General features: G+C 74.1%; 20 protein-coding genes. 9 read left to right on the top strand and 11 right to left on the bottom strand.

Annotated elements, in window-relative coordinates; translation table 11 throughout:
- Position 1 precedes the first annotated feature (1 nt).
- The 4 genes from holA to ACYU8I_RS11790 are packed head-to-tail and all read right to left on the bottom strand — an operon-like array spanning position 2 to position 2,579.
- A complete protein-coding gene (gene holA / locus ACYU8I_RS11805; protein WP_460840946.1) occupies positions 2 to 1,003 on the bottom strand; it encodes a DNA polymerase III subunit delta in 1,002 nt (333 codons plus the stop codon).
- Positions 1,004 to 1,015: 12 nt separating this feature from the next.
- Complete coding sequence (locus ACYU8I_RS11800; RefSeq protein WP_460840944.1) at positions 1,016 to 1,402, bottom strand: hypothetical protein; 387 nt, start codon at positions 1,400 to 1,402, stop codon at positions 1,016 to 1,018.
- Entirely contained in the window at positions 1,399 to 1,746 is a 348-nt protein-coding gene (locus tag ACYU8I_RS11795) for a glyoxalase superfamily protein (RefSeq protein WP_460840941.1), read from the bottom strand. Before ACYU8I_RS11795 ends, ACYU8I_RS11800 begins: the two co-directional genes overlap by 4 nt.
- Positions 1,743 to 2,579, bottom strand: a complete 837-nt coding sequence (locus ACYU8I_RS11790; protein WP_460840938.1) for a PhzF family phenazine biosynthesis protein — start codon at positions 2,577 to 2,579, stop codon at positions 1,743 to 1,745. The genes ACYU8I_RS11795 and ACYU8I_RS11790 overlap by 4 nt, the downstream gene beginning before the upstream one ends.
- A gap of 43 nt (positions 2,580 to 2,622) precedes the next feature.
- Here ACYU8I_RS11790 and ACYU8I_RS11785 point away from each other — a divergent pair, with 43 nt between their 5' ends.
- Positions 2,623 to 3,090 (top strand): hypothetical protein, encoded by a 468-nt coding sequence (locus ACYU8I_RS11785; protein ID WP_460840935.1) that lies wholly within the window; start codon positions 2,623 to 2,625, stop codon positions 3,088 to 3,090.
- Between the two features lie 21 nt (positions 3,091 to 3,111).
- Here ACYU8I_RS11785 and ACYU8I_RS11780 read toward each other — a convergent pair whose 3' ends face one another.
- From ACYU8I_RS11780 to ACYU8I_RS11755, 6 genes are all read right to left on the bottom strand, one after another.
- Entirely contained in the window at positions 3,112 to 3,270 is a 159-nt protein-coding gene (locus tag ACYU8I_RS11780; RefSeq protein WP_460840932.1) for a hypothetical protein, read from the bottom strand.
- Between the two features lie 99 nt (positions 3,271 to 3,369).
- On the bottom strand, positions 3,370 to 4,164 hold the full coding sequence (locus ACYU8I_RS11775; protein ID WP_460840930.1) for a GAF domain-containing protein: 795 nt from the start codon (positions 4,162 to 4,164) through the stop codon (positions 3,370 to 3,372).
- 47 nt (positions 4,165 to 4,211) lie between these two features.
- Positions 4,212 to 6,527, bottom strand: coding sequence for a ComEC/Rec2 family competence protein (locus tag ACYU8I_RS11770; protein ID WP_460840928.1), 2,316 nt, complete (start codon positions 6,525 to 6,527; stop codon positions 4,212 to 4,214).
- Positions 6,524 to 7,390, bottom strand: coding sequence for a helix-hairpin-helix domain-containing protein (locus ACYU8I_RS11765; protein WP_460840926.1), 867 nt, complete (start codon positions 7,388 to 7,390; stop codon positions 6,524 to 6,526). Before ACYU8I_RS11765 ends, ACYU8I_RS11770 begins: the two co-directional genes overlap by 4 nt.
- Before the next feature lie 225 nt (positions 7,391 to 7,615).
- Positions 7,616 to 8,479, bottom strand: coding sequence for a DegV family protein (locus tag ACYU8I_RS11760; RefSeq protein WP_460840924.1), 864 nt, complete (start codon positions 8,477 to 8,479; stop codon positions 7,616 to 7,618).
- 26 nt (positions 8,480 to 8,505) lie between these two features.
- Complete coding sequence (locus tag ACYU8I_RS11755) at positions 8,506 to 9,984, bottom strand: MFS transporter (RefSeq protein ID WP_460840922.1); 1,479 nt, start codon at positions 9,982 to 9,984, stop codon at positions 8,506 to 8,508.
- Positions 9,985 to 10,055: 71 nt separating this feature from the next.
- Here ACYU8I_RS11755 and ACYU8I_RS11750 point away from each other — a divergent pair, with 71 nt between their 5' ends.
- Positions 10,056 to 10,703 (top strand): SDR family oxidoreductase, encoded by a 648-nt coding sequence (locus ACYU8I_RS11750; RefSeq protein ID WP_460840920.1) that lies wholly within the window; start codon positions 10,056 to 10,058, stop codon positions 10,701 to 10,703.
- Positions 10,704 to 10,839: 136 nt separating this feature from the next.
- Here ACYU8I_RS11750 and ACYU8I_RS11745 read toward each other — a convergent pair whose 3' ends face one another.
- Positions 10,840 to 12,006 (bottom strand): ROK family protein, encoded by a 1,167-nt coding sequence (locus ACYU8I_RS11745; RefSeq protein WP_460840917.1) that lies wholly within the window; start codon positions 12,004 to 12,006, stop codon positions 10,840 to 10,842.
- A 100-nt stretch (positions 12,007 to 12,106) separates the two neighbouring features.
- Here ACYU8I_RS11745 and ACYU8I_RS11740 point away from each other — a divergent pair, with 100 nt between their 5' ends.
- From ACYU8I_RS11740 to ACYU8I_RS11710, 7 genes are all read left to right on the top strand, one after another.
- Positions 12,107 to 13,621 carry a sugar ABC transporter ATP-binding protein gene (locus ACYU8I_RS11740; protein WP_460840915.1) on the top strand — a complete coding sequence of 505 codons (1,515 nt, stop codon included), beginning with the start codon at positions 12,107 to 12,109 and terminating at the stop codon, positions 13,619 to 13,621.
- On the top strand, positions 13,618 to 14,718 hold the full coding sequence (locus ACYU8I_RS11735) for an ABC transporter permease (protein ID WP_460840913.1): 1,101 nt from the start codon (positions 13,618 to 13,620) through the stop codon (positions 14,716 to 14,718). Before ACYU8I_RS11740 ends, ACYU8I_RS11735 begins: the two co-directional genes overlap by 4 nt.
- Positions 14,715 to 15,758, top strand: a complete 1,044-nt coding sequence (locus tag ACYU8I_RS11730) for an ABC transporter permease (RefSeq protein ID WP_460840911.1) — start codon at positions 14,715 to 14,717, stop codon at positions 15,756 to 15,758. Before ACYU8I_RS11735 ends, ACYU8I_RS11730 begins: the two co-directional genes overlap by 4 nt.
- Positions 15,759 to 15,819: 61 nt before the next feature.
- Complete coding sequence (locus ACYU8I_RS11725) at positions 15,820 to 17,073, top strand: substrate-binding domain-containing protein (protein ID WP_460840909.1); 1,254 nt, start codon at positions 15,820 to 15,822, stop codon at positions 17,071 to 17,073.
- A gap of 78 nt (positions 17,074 to 17,151) precedes the next feature.
- Positions 17,152 to 18,024, top strand: coding sequence for a sugar phosphate isomerase/epimerase family protein (locus ACYU8I_RS11720; RefSeq protein WP_460840907.1), 873 nt, complete (start codon positions 17,152 to 17,154; stop codon positions 18,022 to 18,024).
- Positions 18,021 to 19,193: a Gfo/Idh/MocA family protein gene (locus ACYU8I_RS11715; RefSeq protein ID WP_460840905.1), complete on the top strand. Its 1,173-nt coding sequence runs from the start codon at positions 18,021 to 18,023 to the stop codon at positions 19,191 to 19,193. Before ACYU8I_RS11720 ends, ACYU8I_RS11715 begins: the two co-directional genes overlap by 4 nt.
- Positions 19,194 to 19,215: 22 nt before the next feature.
- Entirely contained in the window at positions 19,216 to 20,217 is a 1,002-nt protein-coding gene (locus ACYU8I_RS11710) for a sugar phosphate isomerase/epimerase family protein (RefSeq protein ID WP_460840903.1), read from the top strand.
- Position 20,218: the final 1 nt, after the last annotated feature.

Raw genomic sequence — 20,218 nt, 5'->3', positions numbered from 1 at the left:
CTCAGCCCCGCGCGGCGCCGGCCACCTCGATGACGGCGCGCTCGAGGGCGTAGGCGGCGTCGCTCGACTGGCCCTTGACGTCGGCGTCGGCGCGGGCGACCACCCGGATGGCGTGGGCGAGCGAGGCGGGGTCCCAGCTGCGGGCCTGGCCGCGCAGCACCTTGATCTTCCACGGCGGCACGCCCACGTCGCGGGCGAGCTCGCCCTCGGAGCGTCCGCGCGGGGCGGAGACCAGCCGGGCGAGCCCGCGCAGGCCGGAGGCGAGCGCGCTGGTGACCAGCACCGGCGGGGTGCCCGAGTCGAGGGCCCAGCGCAGCTCCTCGAGTGCGGGCGCCGTACGGCCGAAGAGGGCGTGGTCGGCGACCACGAACGACTTGGCCTCGGCTCGGCCGCCGAAGTAGCGACGCACCATCTCGGTGGTCAGGGCCTGGCCGTCGAAGTCGTTGCTCAGCTGGCTCGCCGCCGCCGCCAGCGAGCGCAGGTCGTGGCCGACCGACTGCACCAGGAAGTCGGCCGCCTCGGGGTCGATGCGCGCGCCGAACGCGCGCAGCTCGGCCACCACGAAGCCCGGGTAGTCACGCGCCGTCGGCGTCGCCACCTTGACCTCGGTCACCGACGCGACCTTGCGCAGCCGGGTCAGCAGGCCGCTGCCCTTCTGCCCGCCGCTGTGCACCAGGAGCAGGGCGACGTCGGGCGCCGGGTCGGCGGCGTAGTCGAGCAGGCCGGCCGCGGAGTCCTCGGGGAGGTCCTCCAGCCTCGTGACCGTCACGCAGCGGGTGCTGGAGAACAGCGACGGCGCCGCCAGGTCGCCCAGCGCCGACATCGTCAGCTCGCCCGCCTCGGTCGCCGAGACCTCGGCCTCGGCGTCGACCTCGCGCACCAGCGCACGGGCCTGCCGCACCGCCCGGTCGGCCAGGAACTCTTCCGGCCCGGTCACCAGCAGCACCCGCCCCAGCAGCTCGCGGGGCACGCCCTGGCTCGGGGCAGCGGATCGGCTCGGCACGGCGGAAGCCTCTCACGCGCCTCCGACAGCACGGTCGCTCGCCGAACCCCGCCACCGCACGAGCTCCCGCAGCAGGACCGCGGTCAGCTGCCACACCACGTACGCCGGCGTGGCGAGCAGAAGGGCGAGGAGGAAGGCGAACACTCCAGGCCCGTCGATCGGGCTGAGCACGGCGAACCACACGGCGACCGCGACGACCCACGGGACCAACCACACGGCGGCCTCCTGCCGGATCGTCAGCGGCCTGCTGCAGGCCGCGGCGAAGAACAGGCTGACGACCACGACGTAACCAAGCCCGATCACCGCGAGGACCCAGGCGCCGAGCCAGATCACCGGCACCAGCGACCAGAGCGAACCCGCGACCAGGCTGCTGACGAGGACGGGCCGGTCGAGCCTCACGGCGACCAGAACACCAGTCGGTTGCCGAACGGGTCGAGCACCAGCACCTCCCGCCCCCACTCCTGCACCTCGACACCGGGCCGCAGCGGGTAGGCGTCGTCGGCGACCAGCCGCCGGCTGAGCGCCTCGGCGTCGGCGACCTCGATCCGTACGGCGCTCCCCGGCGTCGCGTCGCCGTGGTGCTCGCTGAGGTGGAGCACGCAGCCCTCGCGCGAGACCTGGCGGTAGAGCGGCAGGCCGGGCTCGAAGCGATGCTCCCAGTCGACGACGAAGCCGAGGTAGCCGAGGTAGAACCGGTCGGCCTCGTGTCCGGGGAAGGTCCGCAGGATCGGGATCACGCTCACAGCTCCACCCTCCCCTGCACCACGGTGCACGTCGAGCCACCGACCCAGGTCGTGCCGCCGTCGTCACGGTCGACGTGCACGCGGCCGTCGCGGCCGAGCGCGGTGCCCTGCCGGGCGACGTACGACGCGGGGAGGGTGCCGTCGGCCTGCAGCCAGACCGCGAAGCCGGCGTTGAGGCTGCCCGTGACCGGGTCCTCGGGCACGGCGATGCCGGGGCAGAACGCCCGCACCTCGACGTCGGCGTCCACCGCGTCGTCGTGCTCCCCGACCACGCCGAGCATCAGGTCACCCATGGCGGAGTAGTCAGGCTCGATCGCGAGCACGGTCGCGGCGTCGCGCAGCAGGAGGCCGAGCCAGCCTGGCCCGTTGTCGATCCACGACGCCCCGAGCACGTCGCTCGACCGCAGCCGCAGCGCGCGTACGGCGGTGGCCAGCGTCGACTCGTCGGGCATCCCGTGGCGCAGGAACCCTGGCGCCGCGAAGGCCAGCACATCCCCGCGCCGTACGTCGACGAGCCCGACGCCGCACTCCTGCACCACCACGCCGTCGCGCCGCGGCTGCCCGCCCGCCTCGAGCCAGGCGTGCGCGGTGCCCAGGGTCGGGTGGCCGGCGAACGGCAGCTCGGTCTCCGGGGTGAAGATCCGCACCCGGTAGTCGGCGCCCGCGTCGGTCGGCGGCAGCAGGAAGGTCGTCTCCGAGAGGTTGGTCCAGCTCGCGAACGCCTGCAGCGTCGCGTCGTCGAGCCCCTCCGCGTCGTGCACCACCGCCACCGGGTTGCCACGCAGCGGCCCGCTCCCGAAGACGTCGACCTGCCGGAACCCACGCGCAGTCACGCCGCCACCCTGCCACCTCGGCGTCGCCGCGTACCGTCGCAGCATGTCGGTGCCGCTGAAGTACGCCGTGGTCGAGCGTGAACGGCGGTTCTTGGTCTCGAGCGTCCCCGACGGCGTGACGGCCACGCGGCGGATCGTGGACCGGTACGTCGACCGCAGCCGGCTGCGTCTCCGGGAGGTGCACGAGACCGGACGGCCCGTCGTGCGCAAGCTGACCCAGAAGGTCCGCGTCGACGGTACGGCCGCCGCGGTCGCGTGCACCAACGTCTATCTAGACGAGCGGGAGTGGTCGCTCCTCGTCGACCTTCCGGCCCGGACACTCCGCAAGACCCGGTACGTCGTCGAGCGTGACGGGTGGCGGATCGCGGTCGACGAGCTCCTGGACGGCATCCTGCTCGCCGAGATCGACGACGGCGACCGCACACCGCGGCCCGTCCCCGAGTGGCTCGACGTCCTGCTCGACGTCAGTGCAGACGAGCGGTGGACGGGCGTGGCCCTCGCGGGAGCCTGAGCCGGTGCCAGAGCCCGATGCTCAGGCGGGGCGGCGACGGGCGCGAGCAGCACCCCGGTCACGCTCCGCCTGCACCGCTGCCCTCGCCTGCTTGCGAGCGTTGGCGAAGTAGCCCTTGGGGTCGCGCAGGATCTGCTGGACACGGTCGTCCGGCTGCTTGCCAGGGATCTTGACTGCCACGATGCCTCCTGCTGCGTCATCCACCAGTGTGCCGAGCCTGTGGCCAGGAAACTAGTGCAACGGTCCGACAGGTCTGCGCGCGGCGCTCTTGGACGCGCGTCACGACCCGGCCACCGGTCTAGACGAGATGCTCAGAGCTACGGCGAGCAGACCTGCCATCAGCCGGAGCAGCCCCAGGTCCTCCGCGCTCAGCGTGCCTGGCTCCACGGCGTCGAGCGTGAGCATCCCATATGCGGTGTCACCGGCGATGACGGACACCGAGATGAAGGTCGCGTAGTCGCGGTTCTTCGAACGGTCCCAACCAGGCGGCGGTGTGACGGCGATGTCCTCGCACAGCCTGTCCTCGTCCGCCAGGACCATGTCGATCGCCGCGTCGCCCGCAGCGGTTCCCTCGGTGAAGGTCGTGGTCGCCGATCCAGCGCGCCCGACTGCGGCACTTCCCGGCACCAGGCGCTTCGGGGGGCCGGCCTCGAGCCGGAACCAACAGGCTCGGGACCGGTCGGGACCGATCGCCTCGGCCGCTGTCTTGAGCACCAGTGGGACCGTCTGCGCTCGCAGCTGCTCCCGTGTCGTTGGGTCGTCCTCGCGGGCGATCTCGCCGAGGTGACGCAGGATCGGGTCGAGGGCGTCGTTCATCGCCACCCGAGTCTCGATTCGTGTCTCCAGCTCGCGCTCCGCCGCCTCGGCCTCGCTCCTCGTCGCCACGACCTGCCGCCACTGGGGGATGACGAACGCCAGCCCCGTGGCAACCGCCTGGACCACGATCCAGACGTACAGCCACGTACCGTCAGCGAAACGGGCAAGCGCGGCCGCTACCGGCGAGAGCACCACGAAGACGAGCGCAGCAGCGATCCACCGCCACGGCTTGTCGTCGCGGTCTTCAGTCTCGGCCATGAGGAAGCCCTCCTCTCGCGTCGATGCTCGCAGGACGCACCGACACCTCAGTCGCTGAGCCGTGGCCGCCCCTCGGCGTCGACCACGACGGCGACATCGCCGGACTGGTCGGTGCGACCGACCTCGGCGTCGAGTCGACGCAGGGCGCTGAGCAGCGACGGGGCGGGGTGGCCGTAGTCGTTGTCGGCGCCGACGGAGACGACGGCGAGCCCGGGGCGGGTGGCGGTGTACAGGTCGGGCTCGAAGTCGGCGCTGCCGTGGTGGGCCACCTTGAGCACGTCGACGTCGAGCTCGGGCACCTCGCGCAGCAGCCGCGCCTGGGCGGGTTGCTCCTGGTCGCCGAGCAGCAGCATCCGCACGCCGTGCGACTCGGCGAGCACGACCACGCTGGCGTCGTTGGCCCCCTCCACCGGTGCCGTGGGCGATGGGCCGACGACCTGCCAGGTCAGCGCGCCCGCCACCCGGGTCGCGCCGTACGCCGCCTCGCGCACCGGCACGCCGGCGGACGCCGCGACGTCGGAGACCAGCGCCGCTCCCCCGGCGGGCTCGGCCAGCGCGCTCACCTCGACCACGCCGACCGACCGGCCGCGCAGCACCCCGGCCAGGCCCGCGACGTGGTCGGCGTGGAAGTGGGTCAGCAGCACGACCGGCACCTGCTCGACGTCGAGGCGCCGCAGGCAGCGGTCGACGGCGCCGGGGTCGGGCCCGGCGTCGACCACGACGGCCTCCCCCGGCGCGGTCGAGAGCACGAGGGCGTCGCCCTGGCCGACGTCGCAGGCCACCATCACCCAGCCGCTGGGCGGCCACCCGAGCGAGGGCAGCCGCGGCAACCGGTGGGTCGGCACCACCAGGACCAGCACGCACACGACCGCGACGGCCACCACGAGGCGACGTCGACGCAGCAGCGGGCCGAGCAGCAGCGCGCCGACCAGGCACAGCACGACCAGCAGCGTCAGCCCGAGGCCGTCGCCGGGCCAGGGCACCGCCGCGGTCGGGAGGGCCGACGACCATCGCGCGACGGCGATGATCCAGCCAGCGCACCAGGCTCCGGGTGCGGCGACGGCAGCGCCGAGTGGCGTCCACGCTACGGCCAGGAGTCCGCCCGCGAGACCGAGCACGGTGGCGGGACCGACGGCGGGCGCGGCCAGCAGGTTCGCCGCGACGGCGACCAGGCTGACCTGGTCGGACAGCACGGCGACGACCGGCGTGCAGGCGAGCTGGGCCGCGAGCGGCACGGCGACGGCCTCGGCCACCCACCGTGGCGTCCAGGTCGTCAGCCGGTCGCGCCACCCCGGGGCGAGCCAGAGGATGCCCGCGGTCGCGAGGACGGACAGCACGAAGCCGGGCGACACCGCCCACCACGGGTCCCACAGCAGGAGCAGCAGCACCGCGGCGGCGAGCACCCGCGTGCCGTTGCGCCGACCGTGACGACCCATCGCGAGCAGCCCGACCGTGCCCATGGCCGCAGCACGCACGACGCTCGGCTCGGTGCGGGCGAGCAGCACGAACCCGGCCACGCCCAGCAGCCCGACCACCAGCAACCCGCGGGCGCGCACGCCCGCCCACCGCGCGAGGAGCAGCAGCGCGCCCACGACCAGCGTCAGGTTGGTGCCGGACACGGCGAGCAGGTGCGTGAGGCCGGCGGTCTCGAACTGCTCGGTGGTCGTCGCGTCCATGCCCGCGTCGTCACCGGCCACCAGCGCCGGCACCAGGGCACGCGGTCCCTCGGACCGGTCGGCCACGGCCGCGCGGATCCCCGCCCGCACCACCTCCGCCGCCCGCCAGGGTGCCGCGGCCTCGGCCACCACCGTCGGCGGGCCCCGCGGCTGCACCACCGCCGCGAGGTCACCCTCGCGCGGTGGGGCCAGCCGCGCGGTGGTGCGCACCGTCGTGCCGAGCGGCACCCGGAGCCAGTCGGTGTCGGCGAGCACCAGCACCGGCGCGCGACCCGTGTGGTGCTCGCCGCGGCCGACGGTGTCGACCACCCGGGCCCGCAGCACCACCACCGGCCCGAACGCCCCGTCCCGCTCGACCGCATCGCTCGTCGTCACCAGCACCAGCCGCGCGACCGCCTCCTCGCGGGCGAGCTCGGCCACCGGCCCCGACGCGACGGCCTCGACCCGCACCACCGCGATCCCGGCGACCGCCGTCGCCGCCAACCACCAGGCCAGCAGCGTGCGGCCGCGTCCGGCGGCGCGCACCCGGTGGGTCAGCACCACCAGCCCGGCGGCGAGGAGCAGCAGCCCGCCCCGCGGCAGCAGCAGCGCCGCCAGCGCCGCGCCCCACGCCACCGCCGCCAACGCCGGCAGCCGCAGGTCGGGGCGGTCGGATGGCTCGTCGGGCGGCGGCGGCAGCGCCGTCACAGGGTCACGTGAGGGGCGATCTCGGCCAACGTCTTGTCGCCGATGCCGTCGACCTCGAGCAGCTCCTCGACGGCCGAGAACGCACCGTTGGCCTCGCGCCAGTCGAGGATCTTCTGCGCCGTCACCGGCCCCACGCCCGGCAGCGTGTCGAGCTGGTCGAGCGTGGCGGTGTTGAGGCTGACCAGGGCCGCCGCGGAGCCAGGCGCCTGCTCGGCCGCCGAGGCCGCCGCGCCGGGCACCGGCCCGACGACGCCCACCAGCACCTGCTCGCCGTCGACGAGCACCCGCGCGAGGTTGAGCCCGCTGAGGTCGGTGCCGCGCCGCGCGCCACCCGCTTGCCGCACGGCGTCGTCGACCCGGGAGCCGGTCGGCAGCTCCAGCACGCCGGGGCGGCGTACCTTGCCGGCGACGTGCACCGTGACCGTGCCGGCCGAGGGCGTGGCCGTCGGTTGCGTCGAGGGGGCCGCCTCCACCAGCGGCTCGGCGGACGCCACCGTCGCCGGCGGCGCGGGCGTCGAGGTGCCCGCGTCGCGCGTGACGGCGTACGGCGCCGCTCCGGCGCCCAGCAGCGCGAGGACGAGGACGACGACCAGGGCGCCGCGCTCGAGCGCGACCGCGCCGCGGAAGCTGTCGGGCACCAGCCCCGCCACCCGCTCGCCGAGTCCGGGCCGGGCCGGTCGGGCGGCGGCGTGGCGGCCGGAGGGGTGCACCACCCCCGGCGGCGGGAGGGGGTCGGGAGGAACCTCCGCCGGGGGTGGCGCGTCGGGCAGCCGGGCGAGCCCGGCCTGGTCGAGCTCGCGGCCGAGCAGCTCGAGCCGCCGCCGGGCGGCGGCGACGACCTCGTCGGGGGGCGACTTGCGCATCCGGCGACGCTAGGTCGGTCCGGGCGACCGTGGGCCGGCCGACGACGTACCTGTGGAAAATCCGGAGTCACGGGGCCCTGTGGACGCCGAGCGTCAGCCCAAGCACGGGGCCGGCCGGTGACGTACTTGTCGTCCTTCTCGGTGACTTGGTGACTGTTGCCGCGGCCACTAAGTCACCGATTACCCGCCCAGGCGGGTAATCAGGGGGCGGGCGGGGCTGGGGCGTCAGACCACCGGCGCGACGGCGATGCCGACCATGCCGGGGCCGACGTGGGCGCCGAGGACGGCGCCGACGTCGACGACGGTGACCTCGCGGTCGTCGAGCTCGTCATCGAGCCAGTCGCCGACCATCGCAGCGAGGTCGGCCGCGCGCTCGGGGCTCTCGAGGTGGGCGACGGCGACGTCGACGGGGCGGTGGTCGGCGGCTTCGACGGCGAGCTGGCCGAGCCGCTGCAGCGCCTTGCCGGCGGTGCGGACCTTCTCCCCCGCGACGACCTTCCCGTCATCGAGCCGCAGCAGCGGCTTGACCGCGAGGGCGCTGCCGAGCAGCGCGGCCGCAGCGCCCATGCGTCCGCCCCGGCGCAGGTGCTCCAGGGTGTCGACGTAGAACAGCGACGTGGTGGCGGCGGCCCGGCGGCGGGCGGCGTCGGCGACCTCGTCGGCCCCCAGCCCGGAGGCGGCCGCCGCGGCAGCGGCCAGGGCGGCGTACCCCACCCCCATGCCGACCTGGCGGGTGTCGACCACGGTGACCGGCAGCGGCGCGGCGTCGGCGGCGAGCACGGCGGAGTCGCGGGTGCCGCTGAGGTCGGACGACAGGTGGACCGAGACGACCGCCTCGCAACCGGCATCGTCGAGGCGCTGGTAGGCCTCCGCGAAGGCACCGGGCCCGGGCTGCGAGGTCGAGACCTTGACCCCGTCGCGCAGCGCCCGCGCGAGGTCGCCCGACCCGAGCGTGCCCGTGCCCTCGAGGTGCACGTCGTCGCCGACGACCACCTCGAGCGGGACCACCTCGATGCCGTGCTCCGCGGCCGTCGCAGAGGCGAGCGAGGCGGTGGAGTCGGTGACGACCCCCACGCGGGAGACGGGCATGCGCGCCAGGGTAGCGGCGCACCCGACTACTGCGGGGTGACGCTCGCGTCCGCGGACCGCACCCGCCGCAGCAGGTCGACGAGCGCGAAGACCAGCGCCACCGCGACCAGCACCACCACGGTGCGCAGGGAGACCGAGAACGCCTCGGCGTAGTCGCCCTGCGTGGCGGCGAGCTCGTCGAAGAACTGGGCCAGCACGACCGCGACCCCGACGGCCGAGCCCACCCGCTGCGCGGTCTGCAGCAGGCCTCCGCCCGCACCGGCGCGCTCCACGTCGACCTCGTCGAGGGCGAGGGTGATGTTGGGCGAGATCACGAAGCCGCCGCCGAGCCCGGCGAGCAGCAGGAAGGGCGCCAACCACCACCCCACGTGCGAGTCGAGCCGCGGCACTACGAGGTCGATCGCGAGCAGCGACCCGGTGACGACGACGAGCCCGACCAGCACCAGCACCCGCCCGAATCTGGTGACCAGGCGCCCGCCGGTGAAGGACGACACCGCGGAGCCGATCGCGAAGGGCAGCTGCGTCAGCCCCGCCTCGAGCGCGCTGTAGCCGAGGCCCTGCTGCAGGAACAGCGTGAGCGTGATGAAGATGGCGGTGAACCCGGCGAAGTAGAACGTGCCGAGCACCAGCCCGAAGACGTACGACGGGACGCGGCCCAGGCGCAGGTCGACCAGGGTCTCGCGGCCGCGCCGGGTCCACGTGCGCTCCCACAGGTAGAACGCCACGAGCACCGCCGCCGAGACGCCGATCAGCCACCACGGCCGCTCGCCCAGCGGCTGGCCCTGCTCACCCTCGACGACCGGCAGCAGCGCCAGCAGGATGGCGACGCCGAAGAGCAGCACGCCGACCGGGTCGAGCGACTGCCTGCGGCCGCCCGGTGCTGTCGGCAGCCACTTCAGCGCGAGCGCGACCAGCGCGATGCCGACCGGCACGTTGACGTAGAAGACGAGCCGCCAGCCGAAGTCGGGCCCGCCCAGCTGGACGAGCACGCCGCCGAGCAGCGGCCCGATCGCGGTGGAGATGCCGATGCTCGCGCCGAACAGGCCGAACGCACGGCCCCGCTCCGGGCCGCGGAAGAGGCTCTGGATGAAGCCCGAGACCTGCGGGGTGATGAGGCCGCCGCCGACGCCCTGCACCACCCGCGCGACCGCGAGGAAGGCGGCGCTCGGCGCCGCGCCGCACGCCGCGCTGGCCAAGGCGAACAGGGCGACGCCCCACAGGAAGACCGTACGGCGCGACCGCGCGTCGCCCAGGCGCCCGGCCGGCACCAGCGCCATGCCGAACGCGAGCGCGTAGCCCGCCACGATCCACTGCACCTGGCTGTCGTCGGCCTGCAGCCCCTCGCGGATCGAGGGCAGCGCGACGTTGACGATGCTGACGTCGAGCAGGCACATGCCGCCCGCGACCAGGCAGACCGCGAGCGCCCGCCACCGGTCGTCGTGGCGCTCGCCCCGCCCTGCTCCCTCGCCGCCGGCCTGGCCTGCGGCGTGCTCCACCTCGGTCACCAGGGGCGGGTACCCGTCGTCCCCGCGGGGTACCGCTGGTGGCAGACCCGTTCCCTGCAGAGAGGCACCCCGTGCGCATCGTCATCGTCGGAGGACACGGCCAGATCGCCCGCCAGCTCGGGCGGCTGACCGCCCAGGACGGCCACGAGGTCGTCGGCCTGATCCGGTCGCCCGAGCAGGGCCCCGACCTCGAGGCCGACGGCGTCTCGTGGGACCTGCTCGACCTCGAGGACACCACGCTCGAGGAGATGACCGGCAAGGTCCGCGGGGCCGACGCCGTCGTGTTCGCCGCGGGCGGTGGCGCCGACGGCAACGTCGAGCGCAAGGAGACCGTCGACAAGAACGGCGCCATCCTGCTCGCCGACGCCGCGGTCGCCGCCGGCGTACGCCGCTACGTCATGGTCTCGGCGATGGGCACCGAGGACGCCGACCCCGACAGCGACGAGGTCTTCCAGGTCTACCTGCGTGCCAAGCAGGCCGCCGACGACTACGTGCGCTCGCAGCCGCAGCTCGACTGGACCATCGTCAAGCCCGGCAGGCTCACCGACGACGTGCCCTCGGGCCGGGTCTCCGTCGGCACCCTCGACGCCGGCTCGATCACCCGCGGCGACGTCGCCCACGTGCTCGCCGAGGTGCTCGAGATGGACTCCACCATTGGCGACACCTTCGACGTCATCGCCGGCGACGACTCCGTGCGCGAGGCGATCGGGCGGCTCTGACGCCTGCTCTCGTCCTTCCGACCGTTCCGCTCCTGCTGATCGGCGTGTCGAGGAGCGCATCGGTGGGAAACCGCCGGGACCAGGTGCTTTTCGTTCGAAAAGCACCGCCTCGCGGCGGCCCGGACCGCGGCAGGGCCTAGGACGTGGCGGCGAGGCGGGAGACGCCGAGCTCGATCTGCTCGGGCGAGAGCACGTGGGCGACGGCCATGGCGACGGCGCCCTGGACGGCGGCGTCGCGGCCGACGGTGGTCGGGACGACCTGGAGGTGCTCGGTGGCCAGGGGCAGCGAGCGCCGGTAGACCACCTCGCGGATGCCGGCGAGCAGGTGCTCGCCCGCTGCGGCGAGGCTGCCGCCGACGACGAGCACCGACGGGTTGACGAGGTTGACGAGGGTCGCGAGCACCTCGCCGAGGTCGCGGCCGGCGCGGCGTACCTCCTGCACGGTGGTGAGGTCGCCGCCGCGGGCGAGGTCGACGACGTCCTGCGTCGTGGTGGCGGGTACGCCGCGGGAGCGCAGCGCCGCCGCGACGGCGGGGCCGGCGGCCACGGCCTCCAGGCACGCGAGGTTGCCGCAGCGGCACACGACGTCGTCGTGCCCGGCGACCCGCACGTGGCCGAGGTCGCCCGCGGTGCCCTGGGCGCCGCGTTGCAGCGCCCCGCCGGAGATGATGCCGGCACCGATGCCGGTGGCGACCTTGACGAAGACGAGGTCCTCGACGTGGGGGAACGCGACCTCGCGCTCGCCCAGCGCCATGATGTTGACGTCGTTGTCGATGAGCACCGGCACGTCGTGGTCGCGCTGCACGCGGCCCGGAACGTCGTAGCCGTCCCAGCCGGGCATGATCGGCGGGTTGCGCGGCCGCCCGGTCGAGTGCTCGACGGGCCCGGGCAGGCCCATGCCGACGCCGGCGAGGCGGCTGCCGGGCAGGTCGTCGAGCAGGCGGCGCACGCTCGCGGCGACGGCCGCGAGGACGACCTCGGGGCCGTCGGCGACCTCGAGCGACATCGAGTCGTGCGCCAGGAGCTCGCCGGAGAGGTCGCCGAGGGCGACCGAGACGTGGGTGGCACCGACGTCGACGCCGGCGACGACGAAGGCGCGGGGGTTCATCGCGAACAGCGACGCGGGCCGACCGCCGGTGGAGACGCCGTCGCGCGGCGCGACCAGCCCGAGGCGCATCAACGCCTCGATCCGGGTCGCCACCGTCGAGCGCGCCAGACCGGTGGTCTGGGCCAGCTGCGCGCGGGTCCAGGGTCGTCCGTCGCGCAGCAGCTCGAAGACGTCGCTGGCCTGCACGGGCGTCATCAAACCACGTCGGTGGCGCGCGTCCGACACTTCGGACACACGACACGCGTCTTTTGACCAGTGCTCGACATAAGTGGGAGACGCGTGTCACAGTGCCGCCGTGAGCGAGTCCGACACCGAGCAGAGCACCCCCGTGCTGAGCGCCCGCGGCCTCACCAAGGCGTTCCTCGGCAACGTCGTGCTGCGTGACGTCGACCTCGACCTCGTGGCCGGCCGGGTGCACGGCCTGGTCGGCGAGAACGGCGCCGGCAAGTCGACGCTGATGAAGATCCTGGCCGGGGTCCACGTCGCCGACGAGGGCACCCTGACGCTCGCCGGCGACGACGTGCGCTTCACCCACCCGCTGCAGGCGCAGGCGGCCGGGGTGGCGACGGTCTTCCAGGAGTTCAACCTGCTCCCCGACCGCACGGTCGCGGAGAACGTCTTCCTCGGCCGCGAGCCCCGCCGCGGCCTGCTCGTCGACGTGCGCCGCATGCGCACCGACACCCAGGCGCTGCTCGACGGCCTCGGCGTCGAGGGGCTCGACCCCGAGGCGCGGGTGGGCACGCTGTCGGTCGCCGAGCAGCAGGTCGTCGAGATCGTCAAGGCCGTCAGCCACGACGCCCGCATCATCTCGATGGACGAGCCCACCGCGGCCCTGGCCGGCCACGAGGTCGAGCTGCTCTACGCCATCATCCGCCGGCTCACCGCCCGCGGCGTCGCGATCCTCTACGTCTCCCACCGGCTGCGCGAGATCTTCGACCTCTGCGACACCATCACGGTGCTCAAGGACGGCGCACTGGTGGACTCCCGGCCCGCCGCCGAGCTCGACGAGGCGACGCTGGTGCGGCTGATGGTGGGTCGCGAGATGTCGGCCTTCTTCCCCGACCGCCCCGCCGAGGTCGCGACCGGCGACGTGCGGCTGCGGCTCGAGGGCTGCGGCAACGGCTTCGTCGACGGCATCGACCTCGAGGTCCGCGCCGGCGAGGTGCTCGGTATCGCCGGCCTGCAGGGCTCCGGCCGCACCGAGGTGCTCGAGGGCGTCTTCGGCGTGCAGCCCTTCACCCGCGGCCGGGTGCTGCTCGACGGCGAGGAGGTCACGATGCGCACCCCGCGCGCAGCCTGCCGCGGCGGGCTCGCCCTCGTCACCGAGGACCGCAAGGCCTCGGGCCTGGCGCTCAACCAGAGCATCACCGCCAACGCCCTGAGCGTCGTGCGCGCCGTGTTCCCGCGGCGTACGTCGACCGCCCGGCGCGCGCTGCCCGACCTGCTGGCCACGCTCGAGGTCGCGGCCCGCAGCGGCGACCAGGAGGTGCAGTTCCTCTCCGGCGGCAACCAGCAGAAGGTCGTGCTCGCACGGTGGCTCGGCGCCGACCCACGGGTCGTGCTGCTCGACGAGCCCACCCGCGGCATCGACGTCGGCGCCAAGCGAGGCATCTACGACCTCGTCCGCACCCTCACCGCCCAGGGCCTGGCGGTGGTCATGGTCTCCAGCGAGCTCCCCGAGGTGATCGGCATGTCCGACCGGATCCTGGTGATGCGCGACGGGCGCGTCGCCGGCGAGCTGCCCGCCGGCAGCGACGAGGTCAGCGTGCTGGCCCTGGCCACCGGCGCGAGCGTCGAGGAGGTCGCGTGAGCACCATCGAGACCGGCCAGGCGCCCGGCGCGGGTGCTCCCCCCGCTCCGCCGCTGCCCCCCGGCCCGGCCAGACGAGGGCGCCGCCGCGGCCCGCTCGCCGCGCTGGGCCGGGCCGACAGCACGCAGCTGGTGTACGTCGCCCTGGCCGCCGTGCTCGTCGTGGCCGTGGTGCTCTCGGCCCTCGACGGACAGAACTTCTTCTCCACCGGCAACATCGTCGGCGTGCTCACCCTGATGAGCACGCTCGGCTTCGTCGCGATCGGCCAGACCATGGTCATCCTCGCCGGCAGCCTCGACCTGTCGGTGCCCTACGTCATCAGCCTCGCCAGCCTCGTCGGCGGCGTCGTCATGGCCGGCCAGACCGGGATGGTCGTGCCCGGCGTGCTCGCCGCGCTCGGCGTCAGCGCGCTGGTCGGCCTCGCCAACGGCCTCGTCGTCACCGGCCTCAAGGTGCACGGCTTCATCGCGACGCTGGGCATCGGCCTGGTGCTCTCGGGCTACCTCGCGTCGAACTACCAGGGCAACGCCGGCTCGGCGCCCTACGAGTTCCAGCTGTGGGGCATCTTCCTGCTCGGCCCGGTGCCGCTGTCGACAATCGTCATGCTCGTCCTCGCCGCGCTCGCCGCGCTGGTGCTGCGTCGTACCCGCCTGGGCCACCAGCTCTACGCCGTGGGCGGTGGGCGCGAGGTGGCCCGCATGTCGGGCGTGCGCACCTCCGTGCCGGTGGTGGCCGCCCACGTCATGTGCTCGACCACGGCCGGGGTCGCCGGGCTGCTGCTGCTCTCGCGCACCAGCGTCGGCAGCCCGACGATCGGCAGCCAGGGCGGCTACGACCTGATGTCGATCGCCGCGGTGGTGCTCGGCGGCACGCTGCTGGCCGGCGGCCGCGGCACCATCCTCGGCACGATCGGCGGCGTCGCGATCTTCGCGGTGCTCGACAGCCTGATGAGCGTGCTGGAGGTCAACTCCTTCCTGCAGGACGTCGTGCGCGGCCTCGTCATCGTCGTGGCCGTCGCGGTCTACGCGCGCCGGGCCATCCCCCGCCGCGCCACCCGCTTCGAGACCGCCCCTGCCACTGCCGAGGAGGCCCGGTGAGCAGCACGACCGACGCCCCGCGTCGCACCGTCCCCGCCCACGAGGGCAGCACCGCCCGCCGTGCCCTCGGCACGCTGGCCACGCCCGGCGGCGCCGTCGTCGTGCTCGTCGTGGTGCTGCTCGTCGCCGTGGTCGCGTCCAACCCCGCCTTCGGCGAGCCCGACCGGCTGGTGCGCTTCCTGGCCCGCAGCGCGCCGCTGGCGATCATCGCGATCGGGCAGTACTTCGTCATCGTCTCCGGCGAGTTCGACCTGTCGATGGGCTCGGTGATCGCGGCCCAGGTCGTCATGGCCGGCAACCTCATCGGCGACGACGACGGCCGGATCCTGCCGGTGATGGTGCTGATGGTCGTCATCGGCACGCTCGTCGGCCTGGTCAACGGCCTCGCGACCACGCTGCTCGGGGTGCCGAGCTTCATCGTCACCCTCGGCACGATGCTGGCGCTGTCGGGCCTCGTCTTCTACCTGACCGGCGGCGCGGCGACCGGCAACCCGACCGACACCTTCCGCGAGATCGGCCGCGGCGGCCTCGAGGGCCTGCCCGTCGTCGACCTGCTCCCCTACCCGCTGGTCCTGCTCGTGGTGGTCGCCGCCGCGGCGGCCTGGCTGATGCGTCGCCCGTACGGCGCCACGCTGATCGCCTCGGGCGACAACCCCCGCGCCGCCGAGGTCAGCGGTGCCCGGGTGTGGTGGGTCAAGACCCGCGCCTTCGTGCTGTCGTCGCTCTCGGCCACGCTCGCCGGCATCATCCTCGTCGGCCAGGCCGGCGTGCACCCCTCGGTCGGCCGCGGCTACGAGTTCATCGCCATCACCGCCGTCGTGCTCGGCGGCGTGGTCCTCGGAGGTGGCCGCGGCTGGGTGCTCTCCGCCGCCGCCGGCGCGATCGCGCTCGACCTGCTCTTCACGCTGCTCAACTTCCGCGACGTGCCCTCGACCTGGCGCGACACCGTGCAGGGCCTGATCATCATCGCCGCCGTCGCGCTCGGCGGCCGCGCCTGGCGGTCCGGGCCGCGCAGGCCGAGGCGGCGTACCGCCCCCTGACCCCGCTCCACCCGTCCCACCCCACCCACAGCCCGCCCCGGGCCGACCCGTAGGAGATGTCATGTCCCTGTTCGTGCGACGGCGCACGCCGAAGCTGTTCGCCGCGGCCGCGGCGGCCTCGCTGGTGCTGACCGCCTGCGGCTCCACCGACCAGTCGGCGACCGTCGAGGAGGACTCGTCGTCCGAGTCCAGCGACGGCGCCCAGGCCGGGTCCGACACCGAGTCGGGCAAGGACTCGCAGTGGTTCGACCAGGCCACCTTCGACGAGCAGATGGAGCAGCGCGACGCCACCTTCGAGGGCGACGAGGCGGAGCCCTGGCTGCAGTACATCGACGGCGAGATGACCGACACCTCGGACCTCGCGGTCGAGGGCCCCCAGAAGGCCTGCTTCGCCAACGCCTCGATCTCCAACCCGTGGCGCCAGACCGGCTGGATCACCATGAACCAGCAGCTCGAGGTGATGCAGGAGGAGGGCGTCATCTCCGAGATGGAGACCCGTGACGCGAAGGACGACGACAACACCCAGATCGCCGACATCGACTACTTCATCGAGCAGGGCGACTGCGGCGTGTTCATCATCTCGCCGAACTCCACCGCGGCCATGACCCCCGCCGTCGAGCGGGCCTGCGAGACCGGCAAGCCGGTCATCGTCTTCGACCGCGGCGTCGAGACCGACTGCCCGACCACCTTCATCCACCCGATCGGTGGCTACGCCTGGGGCATCGACACCGCCAACTTCCTCTCCGAGAACCTCGAGGAGGGCGACAAGGTCGTCGCGCTGCGGATCCTGCCCGGCGTCGACGTGCTCGAGAACCGCTGGGCCGCGGCCGACCAGATCTTCAGCGACAACGGCATCGAGGCGGTCGACTACTTCACCGGCGCCGACCCGGCCGAGATCAAGAAGATCATCAGCGACGAGCTCGCCAAGGGCGACGTGCAGGGCGTGTGGATGGACGCCGGTGACGGCGCCGTCGCCGCCATCGAGGCCTTCGAGGACGCCGGCGCCGACCTCCCGGTCATGACCGGCGAGGACGAGATGAGCTTCCTGCGCAAGTGGGAGGAGACCGGGCTGACCGGCCTGGCCCCCGTCTACTCCAACTTCCAGTGGCGCACCCCGCTGCTCGCGGCGCAGAAGATCTTCGCCGGCGAGGAGGTCCCGAAGGAGTGGGTGCTCCCCCAGACCCCGATCACCGAGGACGAGCGCGCCGACTTCCTCGAGGCCAACGACGGCATGCCCGACGGCCACTACGCCAAGTTCGGCGGCGAGGACCTGCCGGGCTACCCGCAGGTGTGGGAGGAGCGTCAGATCCCCTGACGCCCCTGCTGACCGCTCCCCGTCCGGGACGTCCCGCTGCGACGTCCCGGACGGGGACCCCCTGACGAAAGGCCCCCGATGACGACACCCGTGCGCCCCCTGGGCGTCAACACCTGGGTGTGGACCTCGCCGCTCACCGACGCGACCGCGCCCGACCTGCTGCGCCACGTGGCCGGGCTCGGCTTCGACGCCGTCGAGCTGCCGCTCGAGCAGGCCGGCGACCTCACGTCCGAGGTGCTGCGGCCGCTGCTCGACGAGACCGGTCTCGTGCCGTGCGTCGTGGGGGCCATGGCCCCCGGTCGCGACCTCGTCGCGACCGACGCGTCGGCCGTGCGGGCCACGCAGGACTACCTGCGGGCGTGCGTCGACCTGGCCCACGGCGTCGGGGCGGCCGCGGTGTGCGGCCCGTTCTACGCCGCGACCGGGCGCACCTGGCGGCTCGACGACGCCGCGCGGGGGGCGGCGTACGACGAGCTGCGGGAGCACCTGGCGCCGGTGGTCGAGCACGCCCGGCAGGCCGGGGTCGCCATCGGCGTCGAGCCGCTGAACCGCTACGAGACCTCGCTCGTCAACACCACCGCCCAGGGGCTCGACGCCCTCGGGCCGCTGCTCGGGCCCCACCTCGGGCTCGCGCTGGACACCTACCACCTCAACCTCGAGGAGCGCTCCTCCGCCGACGCCGTACGACGTGCCGGCGAGCACCTCGTGCACGTGCAGGTCTGCGGCAGCGACCGTGGCGCCCCGGGCGGCGACCAGACCGACTGGCCGGCGCTGCTGGCCGCGCTCGACGAGGTCGGGTACGCCGGCCCGCTCGTGCTGGAGAGCTTCACCGCCGACAACGCCGCCATCGCCACGGCGGCCTCCATCTGGCGCCCCCTGGCGCCCACCCAGGACGACCTCGCCCGCGACGGCCTGGCCTTCCTGCGCGACCTCATCGGAGGAACCTCATGACCACAGGACCCCTCGGCCCGTCACTCGGGGTCGCCGTCATCGGCTACTCCTTCATGGGCAAGGCCCACTCCCACGCCTGGCGCTCGGTGGGCGCCTTCTTCCCCGACACCACCCCGGTGCGCCAGGCGGTCCTGGTGGGTCGTGACCCCGACGCCGTGGCCCGAGCCGCGGCGGCGTACGGCTGGGAGGACTCCTCCTCCGACTGGCGCAGCGTGCTGGAGCGCGACGACGTCGACCTGGTCGACGTGTGCCTGCCGGGGCACCTGCACGCCGAGGTCGCGCAGGCGGCGCTGGCCGCGGGCAAGCACGTGCTGGTCGAGAAGCCCCTCGCCAACGACGTCGCGCAGGCCGAGGCGATGGTGGTGGCGGCCGACGCCGCCCGCGCGCGGGGCGTGCGCTCGATGGTGGGCTTCAACTACCGCCGCGTGCCCGCCCTCGCGCTGGCCCGGGAGCTCGTGGCGAGCGGTCGCCTCGGCACCGTGCGCCACGTCCGGCTCAGCTACCTGCAGGACTGGCTCGCCGACGCCGACGCCCCGATGACCTGGCGGCTGCGCCGCGAGGACGCCGGCTCCGGCGCGCTGGGCGACCTCGCCTCCCACGCCGTCGACCAGCTGCAGTTCCTCACCGGCCAGTGCGTCACCTCGGTCTCGGCCACCACCCGCACCTTCGTGCCGGAGCGACCCGGCCGCGACGGCCCCGAGCGCGTCACCGTCGACGACGCCGCCTGGGGCACCCTCGAGACCGACGGGGGCGCCGTGGCGAGCCTCGAGGTCTCCCGCATGGCGACGGGCCGCAAGAACGGCCTGGGCATCGAGCTCTTCGGCAGCCGCGGCTCCGTCGGATTCGACCTCGAGCGGATCAACGAGCTGCGCATCACCGACGACGCGTCAGGTGGCACCCGCACGCTGCTGGTCACCGAGCCCGACCACCCCTACCTCGACGCCTGGTGGCCGCCGGGCCACGTCATCGGCTGGGAGCACACCTTCACCCACCAGGCCGCCGACCTGCTGCGCGCCGTCGCCGAGGGGCGCGACCCGCAGCCGTCGTTCGCCGAGGGCCTGTCGGTGCAGCGCGTCCTCGACGCCGTCGAGCAGAGTGCGGCGCAGGACGGCCGCCGCGTGGCGGTGCCGTCACCCTCGTTGAGCCCCGTCCGACCCGCCGCCGTCTGAGACCACGACCCAGGAGGACACCGTGACCCGACGCTTCACCCTCTTCACCGGCCAGTGGGCCGACCTGCCGCTGGAGGAGGTCGCCCGGCTGGCCGCCGGCTGGGGGTACGACGGCCTCGAGGTCGCGGTCTCCGGCGAGCACCTCGACGCCTCGCGCTGGGACGACGACGACTACGTCGCCGAGCGGCTCGGCATCCTCGAGCGCCACGGCCTCGGCCTGTGGACCATCTCCAACCACCTCAAGGGCCAGGCGGTCTGCGACGACCCGATCGACGAGCGCCACCGCGCGCTCGTGGGCTCCCGCGTGTGGGGCGACGGCGACCCCGAGGGCGTGCGGCAGCGCGCCGCCCAGGACCTGATGGACACCGCCCGCCTCGCCCAGCGCCTCGGCGTCGACACCGTGGTCGGCTTCACCGGCTCCTCGATCTGGCCGTACGTCGCGCTCTTCCCCCCGGTGCCGGCCGAGACCATCGACGCCGGCTACCAGGACTTCGCCGACCGCTGGAACCCCATCCTCGACGTCTTCGACGAGTGCGGCGTGCGTTTCGCCCACGAGGTGCACCCCTCCGAGATCGCCTACGACTACTGGTCGACGGTGCGCACGCTCGAGGCCATCGGCCACCGCCCGGCGTTCGGGCTCAACTGGGACCCCAGCCACATGGTGTGGCAGCAGCTCGACCCGGTCGGCTTCATCACCGACTTCGCCGACCGGATCTACCACGTCGACTGCAAGGACACCCGGATGCGGATCGGCAACGGCCGCAACGGCCGGCTCGGCTCCCACCTGCCGTGGGGTGACCCGCGTCGCGGCTGGGACTTCGTCTCGGCCGGCCGCGGCGACGTGCCGTGGGAGGACTGCTTCAGGGCGCTCGCCTCGATCGGCTACGACGGCCCGATCTCGGTCGAGTGGGAGGACGCCGGCATGGACCGCCTGCACGGCGCCCCCGAGGCGCTGGCCTACCTCCAGCGGCTCGACTTCCCGCCCGCCGCCGCGTCCTTCGACGCGGCGTTCGCCCAGGACTGAG

The sequence above is a fragment of the Nocardioides marmoraquaticus genome (assembly GCF_054777915.1).
This window is presented reverse-complemented; position numbering and strand designations above follow the sequence as displayed.

Excerpts from the sequence above, each read along its gene's own strand:
- ACYU8I_RS11785 (WP_460840935.1), top strand. The coding sequence starts at position 2,623 with ATGTCGGTGCCGCTGAAGTACGCCGTGGTCGAGCGTGAACGGCGGTTC.
- ACYU8I_RS11775 (WP_460840930.1), bottom strand. The coding sequence starts at position 4,164 with ATGGCCGAGACTGAAGACCGCGACGACAAGCCGTGGCGGTGGATCGCT.
- ACYU8I_RS11765 (WP_460840926.1), bottom strand. The coding sequence starts at position 7,390 with ATGCGCAAGTCGCCCCCCGACGAGGTCGTCGCCGCCGCCCGGCGGCGG.
- ACYU8I_RS11760 (WP_460840924.1), bottom strand. The coding sequence starts at position 8,479 with ATGCCCGTCTCCCGCGTGGGGGTCGTCACCGACTCCACCGCCTCGCTC.
- ACYU8I_RS11745 (WP_460840917.1), bottom strand. The coding sequence starts at position 12,006 with ATGACGCCCGTGCAGGCCAGCGACGTCTTCGAGCTGCTGCGCGACGGA.
- ACYU8I_RS11725 (WP_460840909.1), top strand. The coding sequence starts at position 15,820 with ATGTCCCTGTTCGTGCGACGGCGCACGCCGAAGCTGTTCGCCGCGGCC.
- ACYU8I_RS11720 (WP_460840907.1), top strand. The coding sequence starts at position 17,152 with ATGACGACACCCGTGCGCCCCCTGGGCGTCAACACCTGGGTGTGGACC.
- ACYU8I_RS11715 (WP_460840905.1), top strand. The coding sequence starts at position 18,021 with ATGACCACAGGACCCCTCGGCCCGTCACTCGGGGTCGCCGTCATCGGC.